This is a genomic window from Butyrivibrio sp. XB500-5, from assembly GCF_003625505.1.
Lineage (GTDB): Bacteria > Bacillota > Clostridia > Lachnospirales > Lachnospiraceae > Butyrivibrio.
In genome coordinates this window covers 262,450-285,854 of sequence record NZ_RAIS01000002.1, presented here as the reverse complement: position 1 = coordinate 285,854, position 23,405 = coordinate 262,450, and the positions used below count along the sequence as shown (strand labels likewise).

The window sequence follows — 23,405 nt, the reverse complement described above, 5'->3', positions numbered from 1 at the left end:
ATGTCCTCTTTCGTCTCAAATCACCATTATCATGTATAGTTATCGGGAAGGTCGTTCTCAAGAAGAATAACCTTTTCTTTTCCCGCTTCAAGCTCGTACATAAGCTTTGTTGCTTCATTAAGAGAATTCTTTACAAAGAGCTTGTCTGTAGAAAATCCGACTTCCTCAGCACCCTTCTTGATAGCCTTTGTATTTGCTTCTCCTACAAGAATTATATAATCGCAAACCTTGGCAGCCTGCTCGCCAAAAGCCTTGTTGTACTCATCCTCTTTTTCTCCGAGCTCAACCATTCCGGGAGTAACAAGGATCTTCACCTTGCCTTCGAAAAGATCAAGAGTCTCAAGCGCAACCTTGGCTCCGTTTGGATTGGAGTTATATGCGTCATCCAATATTGAAACCGCACCGTGCTTAACAAGCTCTAATCTGTGAGGAACAGACTGAATACGTCTTACACCCATCTTAAGCTTGTTCATAGGAACACCCATCTTATATGCTGCAGCGATGGCTCCCATGATATTCTCTACGTTGTGGCGTCCTACCAGCTTGGTATTAAACTCGCCGCTCTCTCCGTCCGGTGTCGTAACCGTAAATGTGGTTCCCGCGCTCGTAACTTTGATGTCGGTTGCTCTGAAGTCGTTTCCTTCAGACAAACCGTATGTAATCGCATCTTTATATTTCATGTTGGCTCTAATTATCTCATTATCGCCGTTTACGAACTTAAGATGCTCACCGCCTTTATCGGCCGCCTTCTCTTCTACGGCGTCCAAAAGCTCATATTTGGTACTTACTATATTTTCAAGAGAATGGAACGTCTCAAGATGCTGATATCCTATTGATGTGAGGATTCCGTCATCAGGATGAACGATATCCGTTATCTCTTTTATATCATGAAGATGTCTTGCCCCCATCTCACAAACAAATATCTCGTGAGTAGGCTGCATCTTCTCTCTTATGGTCCTTACGATTCCCATCGGCGTATTAAAGCTCTCGGGCGTCATAAGTACTCTGTATTTCTCAGACAAAAGAGTGGTCAGATAATACTTAACGCTTGTCTTACCAAAGCTTCCTGTTATACCGATTATCCTAAGGCCTTCGTGTTCCTTAAGGATGCGCTTCGCATCATCTATAAACCAATTTGAGATTCTCTTTTCAACAGGCTTGTTTATAAGATTTGCAAGCGCAACTACAAGCGAAAGAAGTACGATGTAGATACCAAGCAATATCAGAAGTACGATCTTTCCGGATGCAGAAGATTTTACGCACACTCCTCCGATGATAAGGAATAAAGCAAATATAAGACCATAAGTTACAAACAGTCTCTTAACCCTATCCGTTACTACAAACTTTTTCTTTGCGGGCTTTGGAATATACGGCATCAACGCAGCATATATAGGCCCATGATTGGTGATCGCATTTCTTAAAGATCTAAAATATCCCTGAAACTGATAGCTTGAAAGCTGCAACATGTGCGTGTAATATCTAAGTCCCAGTACCGCTGCCGCTATATATAAAACGGCCGGCAAAACAATGATCGCTATATTCATCATCTATCCTCAATTCTACTTACATCTTGATTCCCAAAAAGCTTCCCAAAATCTTGTTATATGCGTACAGATTATCAAGGAACGAATAATGTCCCGCACCGTTAATAACCGCAAGTCCCGCATCCGGCATAAGCTCTTCCATCTTCTTTCCGTCGGAAAGAGGTGTCGCCGTATCCGCATCTCCCCAGATAAGAAGGACGGGCTGCGTAACAGCAGGCATATAAGGAGTCATATCTTCGTTAACCGCCATGACAAGACTCTTTCTCATGACAGGTGAAGCCGCCGCATAATCTGCGCTTCCGAACTTCTTCTGAAGCTTATCCATCGCTCCCGGCCATATCTTTATAAGACCACTCTTTGTAATGAGGTTCTTGTAAAACTTATATCTGCTGCTTTTCTTTTTCTGCGCGGCAGTTTTAACGGGAATAACTCCCGCAGAATCTGTAAGTATTATCTTAGGGATGGAAAAATCTGTTTTTATCCTTCCTTCATTGATGCCTGAAGCAAGCTTGATTATTATCCTTCCGCCCATCGAATGTCCAAGAAAAATAATCTCTTTTTCCTCGGGATACAGCTCTTTTATGAAATCAAGAACAAAGGAAACGTAAGCATCTACATTCATCGGCTCCGCAGGTTCATCACTTTTTCCAAAGCCCGGCATATCCATTGCTACAACGTGATATCCCTTCTTGGCAAAGTTCACGACTCCTTTAAATAGCTCAATGTTGGAACCCCAGCCGTGAAGCATAATAAGCAGTGTTCCGCTTCCTTCTTCTATGTAATTGATATTAAGATCGCCTATTTTTACATTCATATCATCACCACTATATCACCGCGTCAAAGCGCAATCAATCCGCATCAATGCCCTACACATGGCAAAATGTGCTTTACTGTCTGAGGACGCCCAGCATAAAGATAAAAAGTGCATCCTTCTGAGGATCGTTCATGATACCCATCTTTTCTTCATCATCAATAAATGTTCTCTCAGTGCCCTCGGTCACATAATTCATCGCTTCCGGGTTCATTCCCATAAGATAATGAACATGATTTTCTATTATCGTTGTGTATTCATGGTTATATATTATGTGGTCTGTCACCGACAAACACCGCATATCATACAACATTTTTATAAAGTCTTCCTCACCGACTTTGGTAACGAGGTAAGAAGACTGCGATGCATCGCTTGCAATCTTCTCAGATTTCTTCATAAGCATCTTCATAAGCACGCCACACCTGTTAACATCAACATTCTGGCTTGTGGAAAGATATGTCACGCTGCCAAGGAAAACATCCTCATCTTCATCAAAGAGCTTTTCAAAATCATTCTTTGAAAAATAAAGATTTAATACATCCTCGTATCTTTCGCTTCCCGTTGCTCTGAACAACTGTGCTGCCGCCTTGAATGCTGCTGTGCTGTCGCCGCTTTTTTGATTGTTGAAATAACACGTCCATGCTCTGTCGGCTGCCTTAAGGCAGGTTGTGGCATAGCCCGGATCATATTGCTGATAAATGTAACTAAATTTTGCCATCGTAGAAGCAAATCCGATCGTAGCTTCCATCGAGATAGGCGTCACGTAGACAGGATAGGTGAAAAGCTCTCCGCCCTTGGAGCTGTCTGTCACAGCCGCTCCGTATACGCCTCCGGTCTTGGGATCTTGCATCTTAAGAAGCCAGTCTGCTTCATACTTTACTTCATCCAAAATATCGGGAATGGCATTTCCGCTCTCCGGAATCCCCATATCATCCGAAAAAGCAGCTCCGTTCATCTCAAAGGCCAGAAGAAAATCCTCGGCTATCTTGCATCCGAGCACGGCATCTCTGTCCGCCATTTCATTCATATGCCATCCGCCCGTAACATCAAGTTCGGTCTGCATATTTTCCTGAAGATGAGCAAGTGCAGTGTGACAAGCACTGTGTGCGTTCTCACCGGCATACTCCTCAGAAAGCGCTATTCCGCACCTGTTTACATAAAACTTCTTGCACGCTTCCGTGAATACTTCTTCAAGTACGTCTTCGGATATTGTAAATGCATACGACTCTCCGACTATGTCGGCATAAAGATAATACCTACCCTCTTCCTTGACGTCGGTAAAATATCCTATTGCGGTATTCTCAGAAAGATCGGAGTCATAACCTGCTTTTACCAATTTACCTTCATAGACGGGTTTTTTCTTGTCCGCATCGTAAACAAAAAATGTTTCGGGAAGCTCTTTTCCTCTGAAAACAGCAACCTTGTCATCCTCCGGCCTGAACCCGTTTTGATCTATCAGGATATTCGGCGTCTGGATAGGTACTTCATATCCCACCTCTTCTGAATTCCCCTGAACAAAGGGTGCAATATCGGAAATATCCACCGGCTTTTCAGCAGAAGAAGCGCCGCAGCCTGCGACGCTTCCCAAAACGGACAATACAATGCCCATAATTATTATTCTGTTCTTCCCTCTCATAACAGAAAACATATTAATCTATAGTCCCCTTATTTAACACGATTGAAGTTAATAAGGCATCCGTCGAGAATGATCTGTCTCTCGTCGTCTGTGAGGTTACCGAGCTTTAAGGTGAACTCTTTCATCTTACCGTCTGCTACGGCATATGCCTTAATTGTCTCGCTCTTATTTATAACCGCATTCCTGATTCCCGGGAAAAAGATATAGTCTTTGTTCTTAAACGGAAGCTCTCCCGCATCAATGATGAAGGGAAGCATTCCCCAGTTAATAAGGTTGGAACGATATCTCTTTGTAGCATACTCGTTGGCGATATTAGCCCATCCGCCGAGCACCTTCTGACAAGAAGCTGCCTGCTCTCTGGCTGAACCGTCACCCGGCTTAACCGCAAAGATCGTTGAACCAAATCCAACATTGGAGTTGTTGACATCAGCAAATTCCTTGCCGATAACAGCCATTACGTCTCCAAGTTCATTAACCGCTTCAATAGGATCTTTTCCGTCTACAAGAGCATCCTGAGCTGCTCTTACTTCTTTTGCAAGTCCTACGTAAGCAGGATCTTTTCTTGAAAGGGTAAACTCAGCAAGTCCGAGAGGATTGGATCTGTATGATGATGTCTCTCCTGAAGGAATAAGCTCATCGGTTGTTGTAACAGGATCGTGGATCTCTGAAACAACCTTGAGAACAAGGTTCTCAGGAAGAGCTGACATCTTAGGCCAGTCCTTAATGTTGGGACCGAGCTGAAGCTCAACTGAAGGATCTGCAACACCGTGAGAATCAAATACACGGTTCTTGTAGATCTCACTGTCAAAGTGATATGTGTATTTATTGAATTCGCCGTCAAAAGCAGTAGCGGGAGTAAGAACACCCTTATTTGCTGCTGTTGCTGCGATAGATCTTGCATCCATAAGTGCAACTGAAGCAACCTGACCGTTCTGAACCTTAGAGCCTTCACGGTTAGGGAAGTTTCTTGTTGAATGTCTGATACTGAATGCGTTGTTGGAAGGTGTGTCACCTGCACCAAAGCAAGGTCCGCAGAATGCTGTCTTGAGGATAGCACCTGACTCAAGGATCGCTGCTGCCGCGCCGTTCTTAACAACCTCCATAAATATAGGAGTTGAAGCAGGATATACGCTGAGTGTAAATCTGTCGTTTCCGATAAAGTGTCCCTTAAGGATGTCGGCTGCCGCACAGATATTCTCAAATCCACCGCCGGCACAACCTGCGATGATACCCTGATCTACCATGAACTTGCCGTCTTTAAGCTTGTTCTGAAGAGAGAAATCTACGCTGTCGCCGAAGCTGACCTTAGCTCTCTTCTCAACGTCTGCGAGAATGTCCGCAGCGTTTCTGTTAACCTCTTCGATCTCATAAACATTGCTGGGATGGAAAGGCATAGCGATCATAGGATTAAGGCTATCAAGATCAACCTTAACGAGTCCGTCGTAATATGCTACATCGCCGGGCTTAAGTTCTTTGTACTCTCCGATTCTTCCGTGGATATCGTAGAACTCCTTGATAGCTTCGTCTGTCTGCCAGATAGATGAAAGACATGTTGTCTCTGTTGTCATTACATCTACGCCGATCCTGAAGTCTGCGCTCAGGTTCTTGACACCGGGGCCTACAAACTCCATAACTTTATTCTTTACATAGCCGCTTGCAAATACTTTACCGATAATGGCAAGTGCAACGTCCTGAGGACCTACACCCTTCTTAGGTGTTCCCTCAAGATAAATGGCAACTACACCGGGCATATCAACATCGTATGTCTGTCCAAGAAGCTGCTTAACAAGCTCGGGACCACCTTCTCCGATAGCCATTGTACCGAGTGCACCGTATCTTGTATGTGAATCGGATCCGAGGATCATGCTGCCGCTTGAAGCGAGCATTTCTCTTGCGTACTGGTGAATAACCGCCTGGTGAGGAGGAACATAGATTCCGCCGTATTTCTGAGCAGCCGTAAGACCAAATACGTGATCGTCTTCATTGATCGTACCGCCTACCGCACAAAGTGAATTGTGACAGTTGGTAAGTACATAAGGAATAGGAAACTTCTCAAGTCCTGAAGCTCTCGCTGTCTGAATGATTCCTACATAAGTAATATCATGAGAAGTAAGCTTATCAAACTTAACGCACAGCTTATCCATGTTTCCGGATGTGTTATGTGCTTTTAAGATTCCGTAAGCGATAGTATTCTCTTTAGCCTGTTCTTTAGTTGCATTAACTCCCTTGGATGCGAGAAGTGCCTGTGCCTCCGCGTCATCGGGAACGATCGTGTTACCGTTTAAAAGATAACAGCCTGTGTCGAATGTTGTTACCATTGCCATTCCTCCTGCCTAGTAATTCGAAGCGCTATACATGTATACAATTTCACAGGCGCTATTTTATCATAGATTCCTCTTTGTTGGTAGGATATTTTTTAATCAGAATCCAAAATCTTCTGAAGTTCTGCCGTAATTTCCTCTATCCCTGCGGCTTTAAGCTCTTCTCTGAAAATTCTTACTTCTTCTTCGGGCGTTGCTTCATACTGACCGTAAGCGATAAGCGGAACATATTTGTCACAGACCTTCATGACTCCCTGAATCTTTTCATTTATCTCCGGTTTGGAAAAAGACACTCTGTCCCACGGATAATCTTTGGCTATGACGTCATAATTAGCGACAAGCTCATCGTAATCTTCCCAAGCATAAGATGAATTTTTGATCTCATAATCATCTCTTCTGCCCCACCAGAAGTTGGTCACGATTCCGTCTCTCTCATCATTGTATCCGCTCGGCTTCTCTAACATTCCGTCTTTATTTATGATGTACTGAACGCCTTCTATACCATAGTTCATAAGCCTGTAGCACTTTTCATCATTTCGAAGAATATCGTATACCATAAGTGCTCTCTCAGGATTCTTGGACCTTGAGCTTATTCCCACGGCGCCGTGCAGAATACTTGTCTTAACAAGATTTCCGTTCTCTTCTCCAAAGTAAAAGAACTTGGTCCTGGCCTCAGGTTTAACGATTTCCATGTTGGGCTTTATTATAGTGTAGAAATTCTGAGTATGATGCTGAATTACCGCTGTTTCGCCCGCATAAAACTCATCTTCGTTCTTTCCTGCGTAGTTAAGATCCTCTCTCCAGACACCTATCGTATCCCACGATTTCATAAGTCTGGCAAAAGAAATAAATGACTCTCCTTCATAATAAGGAGAAACTATTCTTCCCGGATCGATCGAATACGCTCCCCATACTCCGTATGTTCCAAGCTCATATATAGGAACATACTGCCTTACGGACATAAGATAACCAAGTGCGTGTATGGTACTCTTTCCGTCAGCATCCCAGGGAACCATCCTGGGTCTTGTCGTTCTTATATATTTAAAATAAGAATCGAGATCGTTCCAGCTATTGATAGCGCCGATACCGGCTTCTCTTGAAATATCTTCTCTGTAAATGAATCCATGGTTAGTCCACTGCGTATATTCATTTTCGGGGATGAGATATATTTTGTCATTATAAGAACAATAGTCCCAATCTTTGTCAGATACTTCCGCATAAGTTCTGGGGCAATATGTCTGCAATAGTTCCTTGGAAAGTGGCATGAAATTGCCGTTTAAAACATTAGGCCAGGCATCGAGCCAGTCGCTGCCGGTTCCTACAAGATCTATGTCTTCTCCATCCATAGAAAGAGCGCTGTTATAATTATTAAGATAATCATCCCAAGCGACATAATATATATCAAGCTTGGCATTGGCCTTTTTTAATAAAATCTTATTAAGCTCATCGACAACCTTCTCGGTCATTCCGTTGGTAGGCTTATCACCGATGGTAAGATATGTTATCGTAACCGGCTTACCTGAAATGTCTATCCCCTCATAGCACTCATCAAGATCATACTTCTTATGAGATGCGCAGGATAAGCACATCAGAAGCATTGACATCATTATGATTATCGCCGTAATTTTCTTCTTCACTAAAGCGTCCCCTCATCATTCTATGCTTAAGTAGTCTTTTTTTCTTTTTCAGCCTTGTTTCTGATTCGTAGTTCGGCAAAAAATTTCTTTAATAATTCACTGCATTCTTCCTGCAATATTCCTTTTTTAACAAGGACCTGATGATTAAAATCCGGATTGTTCAAAATATCCATGACAGAACCCGCACACCCTGCCTTGGGATTGACTGCAGCCATTATAACTTCCGGAATTCTTGACTGAACTATTGCTCCGGAGCACATCTGACACGGCTCAAGCGTGACATACAGCTTGCATCCCTCAAGTCGCCAGTCTCCCATGAATTTAACCGCCTTTTTTATTGCGGATATCTCCGCGTGTGCAAGCGGCGTTTTGTCCGTATTTCTTCTGTTGTAGCCCCGGCCTATTATTTTTCCTTCATATACTATAACGCATCCGATCGGAACCTCACCGAGGTTATATGCTTTCTTGGCTTGCGCGAGCGCCGCCTTCATATACTTGATATCAAGTAACTCTTCAGGTGAAAGCTTACTCTCTTTTTCCGCCTTGGAGCGCGGTTTTATCTTGTTTTCCTTACTTTTTTCCTGCTTCATATCTTTTCATACCAAAATGGTAGTATTTCTTTTTTATTTTTGTTATTATATTTAATCATCTTATTATAGCAAATATTTATTTCGAGGTTTATAAATGAAAATATCCACCAAAGGAAGATATGCTCTGAGAGTCATGATTGATCTCGCCACCAATAGCAACGGCGAATTCATTGCCCTCAAAGATATCGCTCAGAGGCAGAATATAACAATTAAATATCTTGAACAGATTGTTTCCGGTCTTAAAAAAGCCGGATACCTTGAAAGTATGCGCGGAGGCAGCGGCGGTCATCGTCTTGCCAAGAACCCTTCCGAATATAACGTCGGCGAGATATTAAGGGTCATGGAAGGTACTCTGAACCCGGTTTCCTGCTCTGCAGGTGAAGACGGTTTAAACTGTCCTCTTTCAGCTTCATGTCATACCATTGAATTCTGGAAGGGTCTTGACGATGCGATCAACAAATACGTTGACAGCTTTAGCCTTGCAGATCTCTTGGGACAAAAGTGACCGTATCGCATCATCACTTATAATTGACAATCTTTTCAAAAAAAAGTATAGTAAAAAAGCGGTTTTGTGAAGGGTGCATGTAGCAGTCCTTTGTGCAAGATCGGGTCTTATGCAATGAAAATCTGCGAACCGTGTCAGGTCGGGAACGAAGCAGCACTAAGCAGAACCTTTCATGTGTTGTAAGGGTGCCTGGTCCTGCCGGAGTCAACGTGCATGTATCCCTCACAGAACCGCCTTTTTTTATTCTCAGCGTCTGTTTTCCAGATATTTCATATATCCGAGTACCATAAGCGCAATCTTAAAGGTAAGCGCATCCTCGAACTTTCTTACATCAAGCCCCGAACTCTTTTCAAGTTTTTCAATCCTATACACAAGAGTATTTCTGTGAACAAAGAGCTGTCTTGAAGTCTCTGACACATTCAGATTATTATCAAAGAATTTGTTTATTGTACCAAGCGTCTCATCGTCAAGATCGTCATAGATATTCTTATCTCCGAAAATCTCATCGATGAATATCTTGCAAAGGCTCTCGGGAAGCTGGTAAATAAGTCTTCCTATTCCAAGCGTGTTATACGCATTTACTCTGTTCTCGGCGTAGAAAATTTTTCCGACTTCTAGTGCCATCTTAGCTTCTTTATAAGATTTACTAAGGTCTTTTATTTCTTTTACGATGGTTCCGTAAGCAACTCTTACGTTCAGCATCGCTTCGGTATTCATCATGTCAACAATCGTCGTTGCCACTTCATTTATGTCATCATAGTCCTCCCCTTCTGAAAGTGCCTTGACCAGGATAACGCTGTTCTCATCCACTGCGGTAACATAGTCTCCCGAATGCGGAGCATACATGCTGGAGAGAAGCTCCTGCATATTGCTGTCCTGAACCCTTTTAGTTTCAACAAGTATTATTACCCTCGGGACAGATACTTCTATCTTGAGTTTCTTGGCTCTGTTATACACATCTATAAGAAGCATATTATCAAGCAAGAGATTCTGGAAAAAATTGTTCCTGTCATATCTCTCTTTATATGCAAGAACAAGCGCCTGAAGCTGGCTTACCGCAATCTTTCCAACCATGTATGCGTGCTCACTGTCACCAATGGCAAGCAAAATATAGAGCGGATCTCCGTCATCCAGAATCTTGAATAGATGAATATCTCCGATTACCTGTGAATCCACGGGAGAGTTGGCAAAGCTTGTTATTATGGAGGCATCCAAAAACTCTTTATCACCTGTTGATGCAACCGTTGTTCCTCCAAGATCAAGAACGCAAAGGTCGACTTTGGTGATAGCGCTTAATTCTTCTATGCTCCCTTTAATTGTCTGAGATGTGATCATCTGCCTGCTCCTTCCTAACAGAAAAAACTATATGCATTTTAAGTATAGCACATATTACCGCACAGGCATTACTCCACCTGCATTGTGATGAAAAAAAGAGCCGCGCAGCTGCGCGGCTCCTTGAATAAACATTTATTAGTTTGTGATTGTCTGCTCTGTCTCTTTGTCGAAGATGTGGATCTTCTCAACATCGAAAGCAAACTTAACCTTATCACCGGGTCTTGCTGTTGTACGAGAATCAACTCTTGCAGTGATAGGGAACTGAGCAAGATCAAAGTACAGATAAACTTCTGCACCAAGAAGCTCGTATACGTTGATTGTTGACTCAAATACAGCCTTAGATGTGCTAACAACCATCTCTGAATCATCAACGTCCTCAGGACGGATACCGAATGTAACAGTCTTTCCTGCATAACCGCCATCGATAACCTTCTTAGCCTTTGCAGGAGGAAGCTCGATCTGCTGACCTGCAATGCTGAGGCTAGCCTTGTCACCGTCAACTACAACTTCAGCATCAAGGAAGTTCATCTGAGGTGATCCCATGAATCCTGCAACGAAGAGGTTGCAAGGCTTATCATAAAGGTTCTGAGGTGTATCAACCTGCTGAACAACACCGTCCTTCATAACTACGATTCTTGTACCAAGAGTCATAGCCTCTGTCTGGTCATGTGTAACGTAGATGATTGTTGTGCCAAGTCTCTGGTGAAGCTTAGCAATCTCTGTTCTCATCTGTACACGAAGCTTAGCATCAAGGTTTGAAAGAGGCTCGTCCATAAGGAATACCTTAGGGTTACGAACGATAGCACGTCCCATAGCAACACGCTGTCTCTGTCCACCTGAAAGAGCCTTAGGTCTACGATCAAGGAGCTTCTCAAGGTCAAGGATCTTAGCAGCTTCTCTAACCATCTTGTCGATGTCCTGCTTAGGAACCTTTCTAAGCTTAAGGCCGAATGCCATGTTATCATATACAGTCATGTGGGGATACAGAGCGTAGTTCTGGAATACCATCGCGATATCTCTGTCCTTAGGCTCTACATCGTTAACAACTCTGTCGCCGATCTTAAGTGTACCTGAAGAGATATCCTCAAGTCCTGCGATCATACGAAGTGTTGTTGACTTTCCACATCCTGAAGGTCCAACGAAAATAATAAACTCTTTATCCTGAATCTCAAGATTGAAATCTTTAACAGCATGGAAGCCGTTAGGATAAATTTTATCAATGTGCTCAAGTGATAAACTAGCCATATCTTTTAATTCCTCCTGTGTATATCTTTAATACTAGAATAAAGTATAGCTATCACTCTCTTTGTTGACTATTCACTAATTCAACAAATATTTCCCGATTCGTTGGCCAATGTGCTTACTTGAAAATAAAATCTTTTATTTTTTTGTGAAGATGCCGAAGAATTATAAAATTCTTCGGCATCTTGTATATCGGTATTTCGTTTACTCTTCATCGAGCTTCTTTATCGCATTATTAAGCTCTTCTTCCTCTGAAAGATTTTCTTCCTCGGGTTCGAATCTTTTGAATGTTTTGCTGTAAAGCATTGCGTTTACATAACTGGGTCCCGCGAATCCGATGATAATAAGAAGCGGAAGCGCCTTAAGATCAAAGAAGTAAAGCACGAGCACCGGCATAAGTGATATAACCGTCATCGCGAAAGATCTGGGAAGAGCAAGAATGGCCATAAGGAAAGAATTCTTTATTGTCGTTCTCGTCTTGTTCTCAAATCTGGACAAAATAGGGAATATATAAAGCGATGCAATATAGAGTATGATTCCCATTCCGATAACAACGTATGCGTATATCGTGTTCCATTTTCTTGCAATAAAGTAATCAAGAACAAGCATACCGCCTACTGCAAACTTGATGATCTGAAGAATGATACCCTGTTTGAAATTCTCTTTAAAAGATTTGAAGTAAGACTTAGTAATATAGCTGTCTTCGTCTCTTACCATCTTAAGAAGCACATAATGCATTGCCGTACATGCGGGTCCCAAAATTGCCGAACAGATTATTCCAAAAATCCACGCCCATAAAAGACTGCTCAAAAAGAGGTCAAAATCAAACTTTGCTCCCTCCGTCAGAAGCGGCATGATGACTCCGGCTCCGAGAAAAACATACTGCTCGATTATAAGCGGTAACGCAAATATAAGTGTAAGAATATTGAGCCACATTACATCAGCAAGTCTTGTAAGTCCTCTCATTATAGGACTGTCAATGTCAAAAAATCTTCCCATAATCATTAATCCTCAATTCCATTGGTGTAAATCTAATGCCGTCTGCTTCTGTCTCCCCTCTGATATCCGTAAAGCCCATCGAGTGATAAAACTCTACGGCGAAAGGTGAAGAATTAACAGTCAGCGTATTGATTCCTTCTTCGGTCGCGGCGTATCTTGCCACAAATTTAATAAGGGCAGTGCCAATTCCGTTGCCATGGCATTCCCCATCAACAAACAAAAGCGATATGTGTTTTTTCTCCCTCAGCGATAGCATTCCGAGGTACTTTCCGTCCATAACTGCCACAAAAAGCTGATAGTGTCCTGCGAGAAACATCTGATGAAGTGTCTCGTCCGTGACAAAATTGCGGAAATTATCTATTCCTTCGCGTGAATAATCAGGGGCGTCGAATCTTGCAAATGTATTCCACGCAAGTTTCATCGCCCCATCCCAATCTGAATTATATGCGCATCTTACGATTACTTTAGAAGTATCAACCTGCACCGTTAAGCACCTTTTGGATCCATGCATACTGATCTTCGAATACTTTTTCTCTTCCGATCTCCTGCTGAAGCTCATGGCGCATTCCGTCGTAAAGCTTAAGCTCAACATCCTTGATCTGAAGCTGAGTCTTGTAAATACCGCAAAGCTTCTCGGGTGCTTCTCCGTATCCTCCCACCGGATCTTCTTTTCCGGCTGTTATGAGAATCGGAAGATTCTTGGGAATATCCTCCATCTTGTCGGTATCCTGAATCCTCTTAAGAAGCTCAGCCATGGTTTTGAAACCATTCATGGTAAACACAAAATTACATGCGGGATCCTTCTCATATTTTTGAATGCTTTCTTCGTTATGTGAAAGCCAATCAAATTTACTCTTAGCGCCGGGAATATTCTTAAGGTAGCCCTTAAAAGCCATCCCGTTTATAAGTGATGAGCGATACTTATCACCCATGAAAAGAGATATCACATTAACAAGGAACTTCGTAAAATTGAGCGTGCCTTGTGGAGTAAATGCGGTTCCCTGAATAATGGCACCCTTTATTCCTGTTCCGTATCTGGTAATATACTCTCTTGCAATGAAAGAACCGAAGCTATGTCCGAGAATAAAAATCGGTACTCCTGGATAATCTTCCTGTGTCATCTTCTTAAGTCTGTGCGCATCTCGCACGAGAACAGTGGCGGGATCCTTCTTACAAAAATAGCCGTAAGTACCCTTTTTCTCTGTTACAGAACCGCCATGTCCGAGGTGATCGTTACCCATTACAAGAATGCCCTTTTCTGCCATAAAACGAGCAAACTCATCATAGCGATCGATATACTCTTGCATTCCATGGATAATCTGTAAAATAGCAACAGGTTCTCCTTCAGGAATCCATCTGATAGCGTGTAGCATGGTCTGTCTGTCTCTTGATTTGTAAGTCAGTTCCTCTTTGCGCACCATAAGAAATCCCTCCACATATATTATGTTTTCTGCCTATTTATATTTTACTACAAATATTGCACGGAATTAACAGATTTCTGCTCCGGACGGCATCTCTTTTTCAGGAGTCATAAGAGCAAGATTACCCTCTGCATCTTCTGCGCAAAGAAGCATTCCTTCCGACATTACCCCTGCAAGCTTGGCGGGTTTAAGATTGACCAAAACCATTACCTTCTTGCCTACCATCTCTTCGGGAGTATAGTACTTCCTGATTCCCGAAACAATCTGTCTGATCTGACTTCCGATCTTAACCTGTGAGCAGAGAAGTTTCTTGGAATTCTCTACAGCTTCACACTTAATGATCTCTCCGACCTGGAACTGCATTGCTCCGAACTGATCAAAAGTGATCTCGTCCTTAGCCGGAATATCTATTCCTTCTTCATCCGAATCTTTTTCTGCTTTTACGGGAGCGGGTGCAAGTCCTGCTTTTGCAAGGTTCTCCGCTGCCTTTCTCTGAGATTCCTCAAAATCCTCTTTCTGCTTCTTGGTGATCTCAGCTGCCTTCTCAAGAACCTCCTTGAGATCCTTACGAGCAAAGAGCATCTCGGGAGTTTCCGCTACCTTGTTGCCGCTCTGATACAATCCGAAAGTTCCGAGAGTATCGAAATCTCTCTTGGGTGCCGAAAGCTGCTCAATTATCTTCTGAGCTGTCTCAGGCATAAACGGATCAAGAAGAGCCGCTCCGATAGAAATGGACTCAACAAGATTATAAAGAACTGTTGAAAGTCTGTCCTTCTTGGCCTCGTCTTTTCCAAGGATCCATGGCTCAGTCTCATCGATATATTTATTGCATCTCTTGAAGAGAGTGAATATCTCGGTAAGTGCATCCGCTACTCTGAGCTCATCCATCTTCTTCTCAACCTTGTCATAGCAACCTGTAACAACAGCCTTGAGGTCATCGTCAACCGCCTCGGTTACACCCTTGTCGGCAACTACTCCGCCAAGATATTTGTTGGTCATGGCGATTGTTCTGTTTACAAGGTTTCCGAGAGTGTTGGCAAGATCTGAATTAAATCTTTCAACCAAGAGCTCCCAAGTGATGACACCGTCGTTATCAAAAGGCATCTCATGAAGAACGAAATATCTAACGGGATCTACTCCGAAAAGACTTACAAGGTCATCAGCGTAGATAACGTTTCCTTTTGACTTACTCATCTTCTCGCCGCCCTGAAGAAGCCAAGGATGTCCGAAGACCTGCTTGGGAAGGGGCTCGCCAAGTGCCATAAGGAAAATAGGCCAATAAATCGTATGGAAACGAATAATATCTTTTCCGATAAGGTGAAGATCTGCGGGCCACCACTTCTTGTAATCTTCCGAGCTGTTGCCGTCCGCATCGTATCCGATACCTGTTATATAGTTTGTAAGAGCATCAAGCCATACGTAAACGACATGCTTGTCATCAAAATCTACAGGGATGCCCCACTTAAATGATGTTCTGGAAACGCACAGATCCTGAAGTCCGGGAAGAAGGAAGTTGTTCATCATCTCATTCTTTCTTGCCACAGGCTGAATGAACTCGGGATGGGTGTTGATATGCTCGATAAGTCTGTCGGCATACTTACTCATCTTGAAGAAATAAGCCTCTTCTTCTGCAGGATGAACGGGGCCTCCACACTCGGGACACTTACCGTCAACAAGCTGAGACTCGGTATAGAAAGCCTCACACTCAGTACAGTACATTCCCTTATATGATCCCTTATAAATATCTCCCTGATCATAGAACTTCTTGAAGATCTTCTGAACCTGCTTAACATGATCATCATCAGTTGTGCGGATAAATCTGTCATATGAAGTGTCCATGAGATTCCAAAGACCCTTGATGGTATCGGAAACCTGGTCTACGAACTCCTTGGGAGTAGCGCATCCCGCCTCGATCGCTCTTGTCTCGATCTTCTGTCCGTGCTCATCGGATCCCGTCTGGAAATGAACATCAAATCCGTCGCATCTCTTATATCTTGCGATGGCATCGGCAAGCACTATCTCATAGCTGTTTCCGATATGAGGCTTACCCGATGTGTACGCGATAGCTGTTGTAATATAATATTTTCCCTTATTCTGCATCTATATTTCCTTCCCGTTTATCACCAGCATAAAAGCTCATAACCTGTCTCGGTAACAAGAAGTTCAACTTCCCACTGAGCTGAAGGCTTGAGATCTGCTGTGTACACTGTCCAATCATTTTCTTCGTCTATAAATATTTCCTGTTTTCCCATGTTGACCATCGGCTCTATAGTAAATACCATACCTGGTACCATGAGCATTCCGGTACCGGGCCTGCTGACATAACTTACAAAAGGCTCTTCATGGAAGTCTTTGCCGCATCCGTGTCCGCCTATCTCTCTGACTACGGTATAGCCGTTCTTAAGGGCATGTTGGTGAACCGCATGTCCCATATCTCCGATAGGTGTCCATGGCTTAACTGCCTTAAGTCCTTCCTCAAGACACTCTTTGGTAACATCTACCAGCCTCTGTTTCTCGGGTGAAACTTCTCCTATGCAAAACATTCGTGAAGAATCTGAATAATAACCGTTTAAAATTGTGGAGCAATCTACGTTGATGATATCTCCGTCTTTAAGGATGATATCCTCTGACGGGATTCCATGACACACTTCTTCATTGATAGAAGTGCACACACTCTTGGGAAATCCTTCGTAGTTAAGATCTGCGGGAATTCCTCCCATCTTGGTAGTTGTGTTATAGACTATGTCATCTATTTCCTGAGTGCTCATTCCGGCATGTATCTTCTCTGCTATCTCATCGAGAACCGCCATATTTATAACCGCACTCTTCTTGATTCCTTCTATATCTTCTGCTGTCTTCAAAAGACTTCTGTCGGGCACTATAAACCCTTGACGTTCAAAATTAATGATCTTGTCGTCAAATGCGGCATGACAAGCTTTGTACTTTTTGCCGCTTCCGCACCAACAAGGCTCATTTCTCTCCATTTTCTTATACATTGGTGACCTTCTTATTTTTTTCGATAATTTAACAAATATAGTATGCCTTTTCGAATTCCAAATGTCAACTGACACGCAGTATTTACGGGGGATTACAAAAAAAGAAAGCCCATGTGCCATGCACATGAGCTTTCTGTCGCCGCGTTTGTTATTATACGCCGAGGATACGTCTGAATTCGGCAACGTTCTCGGAAGGATTTCCTTTGAACACTCCGGATCCCGATACAATAACGTTGGCGCCCGCGTCAAGAATCTCTTTGACGTTATTTGTATAGACACCTCCGTCAACCTCGACATCAACATTAAGATTTCTGTCAGTTATGATCTTTCTGACTTCTCTTATCTTATCGAAACTGCTTGGAATCAGTTTCTGTCCTCCAAACCCGGGTTCAACGGTCATGATAAGAACCATCTCGACATCATCCAGGTACGGTACTATCTCGGAAACCGGTGTTGCCGGCTTGATAGCTATACCTGCTTTTTTGCCACAGCTGTGAATCTCGTCGATCGCAGCCTTAGGATCTTCTGCCGCCTCATAATGAAATGTGATTGTATCAGCTCCACAATCCGCAATTTCTTTTATGTAACGAATCGGATCGACTATCATAAGATGTACGTCAAACACCAAATCCGTCACACGCCTGATTGACTTAATAACAGGCATACCCATAGAAATAGATGGTACAAACACACCATCCATAATATCAATGTGTAAATATTTTGCACCGGCATTGTCGACTTCAGCAATCTGATCTCCAAGCCTTGCAAAATCAGCTGATAAAATTGAAGGACAAATTATATTCATATTATTTACTTAAGAAATTCCTTTACTGAGGCATATACGCCGTCTCCGTCGAGTCCATACTTGTGAACAAGCTCACCTGCTGTTCCTGACTCGCCGTACTTATCCTGCATTCCGAGCTTCTTCACAGGTGTAGGTGCAAGCTCTGCAAGAGCATCACATACTGCACTTCCGAGTCCGCCGATAACGGAATGCTCCTCAACAGTTACTACCTTGCCTGTCTTCTTTGCAGATGCAACAACAAGATCCTTATCCAAAGGCTTAATTGTGCAGATGTTGATGACCTCAGCTGAGATTCCGTCAGCAGCAAGCTTCTCAGCTGCACTGATAGCAGAATCAACACAGATTCCGGTAGCGATGATTGTTACATCTTTACCCTCTCTGATAACCGATCCCTTACCGATCTCAAACTTGTAATCGGGTCTGTCATTGATGACGCTACATGCCGCACGTCCGAATCTGATATATACAGGTCCCTCATGCTCAAGTGCTGCGCGAACGCAAGCCTTAGCTTCTACATCATCTGCAGGGCACATTACAACCATTCCGGGGATAACACTCATAAGAGCGAAATCCTCGTTACACTGATGGCTGGCACCATCCTCACCAACTGTGATTCCGGCATGAGTTCCGCCGATCTTAACGTTGAGGTGAGGATATCCCACTGAGTTACGAACCTGCTCGAAAGCACGTCCTGCTGCGAACATTGCAAAAGAACTAACGAAAGGAATCTTACCTGTTGTAGCAAGACCTGCCGCAATTCCCATCATGTTACACTCAGCGATACCGCAATCTATATGTCTCTCAGGAAACTTTTTCATAAATACTGCAGTCTTGGTAGATGCCGCAAGGTCAGCATCAAGAACCACAAGGTTAGGGAACTCATCTCCAAGCTCTGCAAGCGCATTACCATAACTTTCTCTTGTTGCTATCTTCTTTACATCGCTCATATTGACGCACCTATCCTTTCCAGTTCTTCCATTGCCTGCTTAAACTCCTCATCGTTAGGAGCCTTGCCGTGCCATCCTGCCTGGTTCTCCATGAAGGAAACGCCCTTACCCTTAACGCTGTGGGAAATGATTGCAGTAGGCATACCCTTGGTCTCTCTTGCCTCCTTGAAGGCAGCTCTGATCTCATCAAAGTTGTGACCGTCTATATTGATAACATGGAAGTTGAAAGATTCAAACTTCTTATCAATAGGATAAGGTGAACATACCTTGTCGATAGGTCCGTCGATCTGAAGGTTGTTGTTATCTACGATAACTACAAGATTATCGAGCTTACGGAAGCCTGCGAACATTGCTGCCTCCCAAACCTGACCTTCCTGAAGCTCACCGTCTCCGAGAAGTGTGTATACTCTGAAATCCTTATTGTCCATCTTTCCAGACAGTGCCATTCCGCATGCTGCAGAGATTCCCTGTCCGAGTGATCCGCTGGACATATCAAGTCCGGGAAGATACTGCATACTGGGATGTCCCTGAAGTCTTGAACCAAGCTTACGAAGAGTAGTAAGCTCCTCCTTGGGGAAATAGCCTTTCTCTGCCATTACAGAATAAAGACCGGGAGCGCAATGTCCTTTTGAAAGAACAAAGCGATCTCTGTTAGGATCTGATACGTTCTTAGGGTCAACATTCATTTCCTCAAAGTACAAATATGTAAAGATATCTGTTGAGGACAAGGATCCGCCCGGATGTCCCGCTCCGGCTGCATGAAGTGCTGTGATTATGTCTTTTCTGACTTCATTAGCCGTCTTTTGTAGTTCCTGATTGGTCATAGCCATAATGAATAATTCCTTTCCGTATAATTCAAAGACAAAATGCACTTACAATTTAACACATGCTATATTCATAGTCCATAAGACACTTTGCCTAAGTTTTAAATTTAAAAACTATTACTTCTGACCGTAATATGCATTAGCACCATGTTTTCTGTAATAATGCTTATCCTGAAGCTCAGTTGGAGCCGCCTCAACATTGGGATTGATAACCTCACATCTGTAAGCCATCTTGGCAACTTCTTCAGTTACAACCGCGTTGTGAACAGCTTCCATTGCATCCTTGCCCCATGTGAATACGCCGTGATTCTTGCAAAGAACGCCCGGAACATCTACAGGGTTCTTGCCCATGCGCTCAAACTCAGTGGCAATAAGCACACCGGTATTGGCCTCATAAGCCTCATCGATCTCAGCCTTGGTAAGACATCTTACGCAAGGGATCTCTCCATGGAAGTAATCTGCATGAGTTGTTCCGTAGCAAGGGATTGATCTTCCTGCCTGTGCCCAGCTTGTAGCATAGGATGAATGAGTGTGTACCACTCCGCCGATGTCTGCAAATGCTTTGTACAGTTCAACGTGTGTAGGCGTGTCGGATGAAGGATTGAGCTTACCCTCAACCTTCTCTCCGTCAAGGTTCATAACCACCATGTCGTCGGGAGTCATGGTATCGTACTCAACTCCACTGGGTTTGATTACAAACAAACCGCTCTCTCTGTCAATCTCACTTACGTTACCCCATGTGAAAGTAACAAGATTATATTTGGGCAAAAGAATATTTGCCTCGTAAACTTTTCTTTTTAATTCCTCAAGCATATCAACTCTCCGATAATATTATATTGCTTTACTGACTACGTTTCTTCGTAAATATTGCTACTTACTAATCAATTATTTCAATGAATCAACTGCCGCTCTCTCAATAGCAAGACCCGCATTGTAGTTCTTCATAAACTCATCGAAGCCTTTAACATCTGCGCTGTCGGGAGTGCATGTCTCAACCTTACCACCGACAAACACCTTATCACTGAGGTACTTCTCAAGTGACTCACCTGCAGCCTTCTGCTTCATGTAGCCGGCAAGGATTGCCTGACCCCAAGGACCGCCTTCTCCCGCAGTCTCCATGAGTTTGATAGGTGTATCCAATGCTGCTGCCATTACTCTGTCGCCAACTCCTCTGATCTTGAAGAATCCGCCCTGTCCAAAGAAGAAGTCTGCCTTTACATTCTCCTGCTTGGTAAGAATATCGTTTCCGATCTTAAGTGCTCCGAGTGCAGTATAAAGATGTGCTCTCATGAAGTTTGAAAGATTGAACTTGTCATCAGGTCTTCTTGCAAAAAGAGGTCTTCCTTCATCAAATCCGGTGATCGACTCGCCCGAGAAATAGTTATAAGAAAGAAGTCCGCCGCAGTCGGCATCACCTTCCATCGCTTTGCGATAAAGTGTTCCGTATAAAGTATCATCGTCAACTTCTTTTCCGATATCTTTTGCAAATTCTCTAAAGAGAGAAACCCATGCGTTAAGATCGGAAGTACAGTTGTTGCAGTGAACCATGGCAACCTGCTCACCTGAAGGAGTTGTAACAAGATCAAGCTCAGGATATGCCTTAGAAAGGTCATGCTCAAGAACAACCATTGAAAATACGGAAGTTCCGGCTGAAATGTTACCTGTTCTTACTCCTACTGAATTGGTTGCTACCATTCCTGTTCCGGCATCACCCTCGGGAGGACATACAGAAATTCCCGCTTTAAGAGTTCCGGTAGGATCGAGAAGCTTAGCGCCCTCTTCCGTAAGTGTTCCCGCATCTTCTCCCGCTACGAGAACCTTGGGAAGAATATCCCTGATCTTGAAACCGAAATTCTTATCAGCAATAAGAGCATCAAACTTATCAAGCATTCCCGCATTGAAATCACACGTGGAAGAATCAATGGGGAACATTCCGGAAGCATCGCCTACACCGATAACCTTTTCTCCGGTAAGCTTCCAGTGAACGTAGCCCGCAAGTGTCGTAAAGAAATCAACCTTAGACACATGCTGTTCCTTGTTAAGGATCGCCTGATAAAGATGAGCAATGCTCCATCTCTGAGGGATGTGATATCCGAATTCCTCTGTAAGGATATCGGATGCCTCACCTGTTATTGTGTTTCTCCAAGTTCTGAAAGGAACAAGAAGTTCACCGCTCTTATCAAATGCCATGTATCCGTGCATCATGGCTGAAAAGCCCATCGCACCTACTGTGGTAAGCTTTTCATCGTACTGCTTGGCCACATCTGCTGCGAGCTTGGAATAGCAGTCTTTGAGACCTTCCCAAACATCATCAAGAGTGTATGTCCACACACCGTTCTCGAGACGATTCTCCCAGTTGTGACCACCCGAAGCAATCGGGTTGTAATTTTCATCCGTCAGCACCGCTTTGATCCTGGTTGATCCAAACTCGATGCCTAGGTAAGTTTTTCCTTGTTGAATAGCTTCTTTAATATTGCTCATACTATGGTCCCCTTTTTTCTATAAAATACCTTCTTACGCAAGCCCGTTACTTCTTGAATAAAAGAACAGGTATTGCTGCATTACTCCATTATAAGGCTTGTGTCTGTCAAAGTTAAAGCCTTCTGGATATTTTAATTCCAAAACTCTGTTGATCCATACATCTTTTGGGAAAGCATCCAATCTGTGATACCCAAAGAGTATCTCACAATTGGCCACCTTAACTCCAACCCCAAAGAGTTTCAGAAGCCTTTCCATCAGATCGTCATCCGTTAGATCCTGCCACTTATAAAGCTCTGCTTCTCCTGTCAGAACATCACTTGCAGCCTTCTTAACGTACTTGTCTCTATACCCGAGCCCGCAGGAAGAAAGCTCTTTATCAGATAACTTTGCTATCTCACCCGGCGTCGGAAAAGCATATATATTATCGCCATTGGCGTTTTTTTCAGTTCCAATCTTTTTTCCTGCAAGTGCACACAGCTTCTCGATTGAAGCCTTGATCGCAGGAATGTTTTTTCTCTGAGAGATGATAAAAGAGATCAGCATCTCCCAAGGATCCTGTCTGAGAATACGAATACCCTTGCCGTACTCAGCGGCGCTTTTCAGATATTCATCCTTTTTGTCTATCAGTCCCCTTATATCTTTATAAGAAGTTTCAAGATCGAAATAGTTCTTCCAGAACTCTTCGAAATCTTTTTTTGAACAGTCAAATTCATACTCGCAAGAAGCAAGTTCTTTTATAAAAAGATATTTGTCCGAAGCGTTAACGCTGTATCCGTCTCCGCATTTATTAAAACGAAAACACTGCCCGCTTTCGGCTATCTTTTCAAGATCAAAATCATCGTCTATCTTTATCTTCATTTATCCTTATCCATACTGTCCAGGTAACCCCTGTCCCACAACATTATGTTAAGCTTCTGCGCAAGATCGACCGCCGGCTGCGTGAAATACTGATTGGTCATAACCACCCCGACCATCTTGCCGTAATAATCACGGCCCGCATACACCTCTTGAACCGCTTTGACTCCGATAGGTTTATCATAACACTTACACTGAACGGCGTATGTAATGCCGTCCTTCTCTGCAAGAATGTCCGCCCCGAAATCTCCGCTTCCTTTGGTAACTACAGCCTCTGCAAAACCGTTGGCTTTCAAAAGATCAGCACAATAATATTCGAAATCATGCCCTTCCATTTCATCCATCGGAAGAGGCCTCATTCTAACCTTTTTTAAAAAACGGACAATGGCAGCCGCGATCAAAACGATCGCAACCACCACTATCACATATATTATCCACTCTTTGGACATACATTTC

At 43.3% G+C, this 23,405-nt stretch carries 21 protein-coding genes and 1 other RNA gene; 2 read left to right on the top strand and 20 right to left on the bottom strand.

Going from position 1 to position 23,405, the window contains the following annotated elements; translation table 11 throughout:
* Positions 1 to 29: 29 nt before the first annotated feature.
* From D6856_RS05995 to tadA, 6 genes are all read right to left on the bottom strand, one after another.
* A complete protein-coding gene (locus D6856_RS05995) occupies positions 30 to 1,547 on the bottom strand; it encodes a Mur ligase family protein (RefSeq protein WP_243114041.1) in 1,518 nt (505 codons plus the stop codon).
* Positions 1,548 to 1,563: 16 nt separating this feature from the next.
* Positions 1,564 to 2,358 carry an alpha/beta fold hydrolase gene (locus D6856_RS05990; protein ID WP_120686168.1) on the bottom strand — a complete coding sequence of 265 codons (795 nt, stop codon included), beginning with the start codon at positions 2,356 to 2,358 and terminating at the stop codon, positions 1,564 to 1,566.
* A 73-nt stretch (positions 2,359 to 2,431) separates the two neighbouring features.
* On the bottom strand, positions 2,432 to 4,003 hold the full coding sequence (locus D6856_RS05985; protein WP_120686167.1) for a glycoside hydrolase family 9 protein: 1,572 nt from the start codon (positions 4,001 to 4,003) through the stop codon (positions 2,432 to 2,434).
* 17 nt (positions 4,004 to 4,020) lie between these two features.
* The gene (locus tag D6856_RS05980) at positions 4,021 to 6,309 is read right to left on the bottom strand and encodes a hydratase (RefSeq protein ID WP_120686166.1); all 2,289 of its coding nucleotides are present in this window, start codon (positions 6,307 to 6,309) and stop codon (positions 4,021 to 4,023) included.
* Between the two features lie 98 nt (positions 6,310 to 6,407).
* Positions 6,408 to 7,949 carry a DUF3502 domain-containing protein gene (locus D6856_RS05975; protein ID WP_092246200.1) on the bottom strand — a complete coding sequence of 514 codons (1,542 nt, stop codon included), beginning with the start codon at positions 7,947 to 7,949 and terminating at the stop codon, positions 6,408 to 6,410.
* A gap of 26 nt (positions 7,950 to 7,975) precedes the next feature.
* A complete protein-coding gene (tadA, locus tag D6856_RS05970; protein ID WP_092246203.1) occupies positions 7,976 to 8,539 on the bottom strand; it encodes a tRNA adenosine(34) deaminase TadA in 564 nt (187 codons plus the stop codon).
* A 94-nt stretch (positions 8,540 to 8,633) separates the two neighbouring features.
* On the opposite strand from tadA, the gene D6856_RS05965 reads away from it, so the two are divergent.
* Together D6856_RS05965 and ffs are read left to right on the top strand one after the other, a co-directional pair.
* Entirely contained in the window at positions 8,634 to 9,044 is a 411-nt protein-coding gene (locus tag D6856_RS05965; RefSeq protein ID WP_120686165.1) for an RrF2 family transcriptional regulator, read from the top strand.
* A 98-nt stretch (positions 9,045 to 9,142) separates the two neighbouring features.
* Positions 9,143 to 9,242, top strand: an RNA gene (gene ffs / locus D6856_RS05960) — signal recognition particle sRNA small type.
* Between the two features lie 48 nt (positions 9,243 to 9,290).
* Here ffs and D6856_RS05955 read toward each other — a convergent pair.
* The 14 genes from D6856_RS05955 to D6856_RS05890 all read right to left on the bottom strand — a co-directional run bounded on the left by D6856_RS05955 (position 9,291) and on the right by D6856_RS05890 (position 23,398).
* Positions 9,291 to 10,379, bottom strand: coding sequence for a PucR family transcriptional regulator (locus D6856_RS05955; RefSeq protein ID WP_120686164.1), 1,089 nt, complete (start codon positions 10,377 to 10,379; stop codon positions 9,291 to 9,293).
* 135 nt (positions 10,380 to 10,514) lie between these two features.
* Positions 10,515 to 11,624 carry an ABC transporter ATP-binding protein gene (locus tag D6856_RS05950; RefSeq protein ID WP_092246219.1) on the bottom strand — a complete coding sequence of 370 codons (1,110 nt, stop codon included), beginning with the start codon at positions 11,622 to 11,624 and terminating at the stop codon, positions 10,515 to 10,517.
* A 201-nt stretch (positions 11,625 to 11,825) separates the two neighbouring features.
* Positions 11,826 to 12,620: a YesL family protein gene (locus D6856_RS05945; RefSeq protein ID WP_158588844.1), complete on the bottom strand. Its 795-nt coding sequence runs from the start codon at positions 12,618 to 12,620 to the stop codon at positions 11,826 to 11,828.
* Complete coding sequence (locus D6856_RS05940; protein ID WP_092246402.1) at positions 12,604 to 13,041, bottom strand: GNAT family N-acetyltransferase; 438 nt, start codon at positions 13,039 to 13,041, stop codon at positions 12,604 to 12,606. The genes D6856_RS05945 and D6856_RS05940 overlap by 17 nt, the downstream gene beginning before the upstream one ends.
* Positions 13,042 to 13,093: 52 nt before the next feature.
* Complete coding sequence (locus D6856_RS05935) at positions 13,094 to 14,041, bottom strand: alpha/beta fold hydrolase (RefSeq protein ID WP_092246225.1); 948 nt, start codon at positions 14,039 to 14,041, stop codon at positions 13,094 to 13,096.
* Between the two features lie 66 nt (positions 14,042 to 14,107).
* Positions 14,108 to 16,141, bottom strand: a complete 2,034-nt coding sequence (gene metG, locus D6856_RS05930; RefSeq protein ID WP_120686163.1) for a methionine--tRNA ligase — start codon at positions 16,139 to 16,141, stop codon at positions 14,108 to 14,110.
* Between the two features lie 20 nt (positions 16,142 to 16,161).
* Complete coding sequence (locus D6856_RS05925) at positions 16,162 to 17,037, bottom strand: methionyl aminopeptidase (protein ID WP_092246231.1); 876 nt, start codon at positions 17,035 to 17,037, stop codon at positions 16,162 to 16,164.
* Positions 17,038 to 17,188: 151 nt separating this feature from the next.
* Positions 17,189 to 17,842, bottom strand: a complete 654-nt coding sequence (rpe, locus tag D6856_RS05920) for a ribulose-phosphate 3-epimerase (RefSeq protein ID WP_092246234.1) — start codon at positions 17,840 to 17,842, stop codon at positions 17,189 to 17,191.
* Between the two features lie 5 nt (positions 17,843 to 17,847).
* A complete protein-coding gene (locus D6856_RS05915; protein ID WP_092246237.1) occupies positions 17,848 to 18,789 on the bottom strand; it encodes a transketolase family protein in 942 nt (313 codons plus the stop codon).
* The gene (locus D6856_RS05910; RefSeq protein WP_120686238.1) at positions 18,786 to 19,613 is read right to left on the bottom strand and encodes a transketolase; all 828 of its coding nucleotides are present in this window, start codon (positions 19,611 to 19,613) and stop codon (positions 18,786 to 18,788) included. Before D6856_RS05910 ends, D6856_RS05915 begins: the two co-directional genes overlap by 4 nt.
* A 117-nt stretch (positions 19,614 to 19,730) precedes the next feature.
* A complete protein-coding gene (locus D6856_RS05905; RefSeq protein ID WP_092246240.1) occupies positions 19,731 to 20,426 on the bottom strand; it encodes an L-ribulose-5-phosphate 4-epimerase in 696 nt (231 codons plus the stop codon).
* A 72-nt stretch (positions 20,427 to 20,498) separates the two neighbouring features.
* On the bottom strand, positions 20,499 to 22,094 hold the full coding sequence (locus tag D6856_RS05900; protein ID WP_120686162.1) for a xylulokinase: 1,596 nt from the start codon (positions 22,092 to 22,094) through the stop codon (positions 20,499 to 20,501).
* A 33-nt stretch (positions 22,095 to 22,127) separates the two neighbouring features.
* Positions 22,128 to 22,952, bottom strand: a complete 825-nt coding sequence (locus tag D6856_RS05895) for a DNA-3-methyladenine glycosylase family protein (protein WP_120686161.1) — start codon at positions 22,950 to 22,952, stop codon at positions 22,128 to 22,130.
* Entirely contained in the window at positions 22,949 to 23,398 is a 450-nt protein-coding gene (locus D6856_RS05890; protein ID WP_120686160.1) for a restriction endonuclease, read from the bottom strand. The genes D6856_RS05895 and D6856_RS05890 overlap by 4 nt, the downstream gene beginning before the upstream one ends.
* Between the last annotated feature and the right edge of the window lie 7 nt (positions 23,399 to 23,405).

What these genes read in the sequence shown, in the direction of transcription:
- D6856_RS05995 (WP_243114041.1), bottom strand. Translation starts at nt 1,547, where the DNA reads ATGATGAATATAGCGATCATTGTTTTGCCGGCCGTTTTATATATAGCG.
- D6856_RS05990 (WP_120686168.1), bottom strand. Translation starts at nt 2,358, where the DNA reads ATGAATGTAAAAATAGGCGATCTTAATATCAATTACATAGAAGAAGGA.
- D6856_RS05985 (WP_120686167.1), bottom strand. Translation starts at nt 4,003, where the DNA reads ATGTTTTCTGTTATGAGAGGGAAGAACAGAATAATAATTATGGGCATT.
- D6856_RS05980 (WP_120686166.1), bottom strand. Translation starts at nt 6,309, where the DNA reads ATGGTAACAACATTCGACACAGGCTGTTATCTTTTAAACGGTAACACG.
- tadA (WP_092246203.1), bottom strand. Translation starts at nt 8,539, where the DNA reads ATGAAGCAGGAAAAAAGTAAGGAAAACAAGATAAAACCGCGCTCCAAG.
- D6856_RS05965 (WP_120686165.1), top strand. Translation starts at nt 8,634, where the DNA reads ATGAAAATATCCACCAAAGGAAGATATGCTCTGAGAGTCATGATTGAT.
- D6856_RS05955 (WP_120686164.1), bottom strand. Translation starts at nt 10,379, where the DNA reads ATGATCACATCTCAGACAATTAAAGGGAGCATAGAAGAATTAAGCGCT.
- D6856_RS05950 (WP_092246219.1), bottom strand. Translation starts at nt 11,624, where the DNA reads ATGGCTAGTTTATCACTTGAGCACATTGATAAAATTTATCCTAACGGC.
- D6856_RS05945 (WP_158588844.1), bottom strand. Translation starts at nt 12,620, where the DNA reads ATGGGAAGATTTTTTGACATTGACAGTCCTATAATGAGAGGACTTACA.
- D6856_RS05940 (WP_092246402.1), bottom strand. Translation starts at nt 13,041, where the DNA reads ATGAAACTTGCGTGGAATACATTTGCAAGATTCGACGCCCCTGATTAT.
- D6856_RS05935 (WP_092246225.1), bottom strand. Translation starts at nt 14,041, where the DNA reads ATGGTGCGCAAAGAGGAACTGACTTACAAATCAAGAGACAGACAGACC.
- metG (WP_120686163.1), bottom strand. Translation starts at nt 16,141, where the DNA reads ATGCAGAATAAGGGAAAATATTATATTACAACAGCTATCGCGTACACA.
- D6856_RS05925 (WP_092246231.1), bottom strand. Translation starts at nt 17,037, where the DNA reads ATGTATAAGAAAATGGAGAGAAATGAGCCTTGTTGGTGCGGAAGCGGC.
- rpe (WP_092246234.1), bottom strand. Translation starts at nt 17,842, where the DNA reads ATGAATATAATTTGTCCTTCAATTTTATCAGCTGATTTTGCAAGGCTT.
- D6856_RS05915 (WP_092246237.1), bottom strand. Translation starts at nt 18,789, where the DNA reads ATGAGCGATGTAAAGAAGATAGCAACAAGAGAAAGTTATGGTAATGCG.
- D6856_RS05910 (WP_120686238.1), bottom strand. Translation starts at nt 19,613, where the DNA reads ATGACCAATCAGGAACTACAAAAGACGGCTAATGAAGTCAGAAAAGAC.
- D6856_RS05905 (WP_092246240.1), bottom strand. Translation starts at nt 20,426, where the DNA reads ATGCTTGAGGAATTAAAAAGAAAAGTTTACGAGGCAAATATTCTTTTG.
- D6856_RS05900 (WP_120686162.1), bottom strand. Translation starts at nt 22,094, where the DNA reads ATGAGCAATATTAAAGAAGCTATTCAACAAGGAAAAACTTACCTAGGC.
- D6856_RS05895 (WP_120686161.1), bottom strand. Translation starts at nt 22,952, where the DNA reads ATGAAGATAAAGATAGACGATGATTTTGATCTTGAAAAGATAGCCGAA.
- D6856_RS05890 (WP_120686160.1), bottom strand. Translation starts at nt 23,398, where the DNA reads ATGTCCAAAGAGTGGATAATATATGTGATAGTGGTGGTTGCGATCGTT.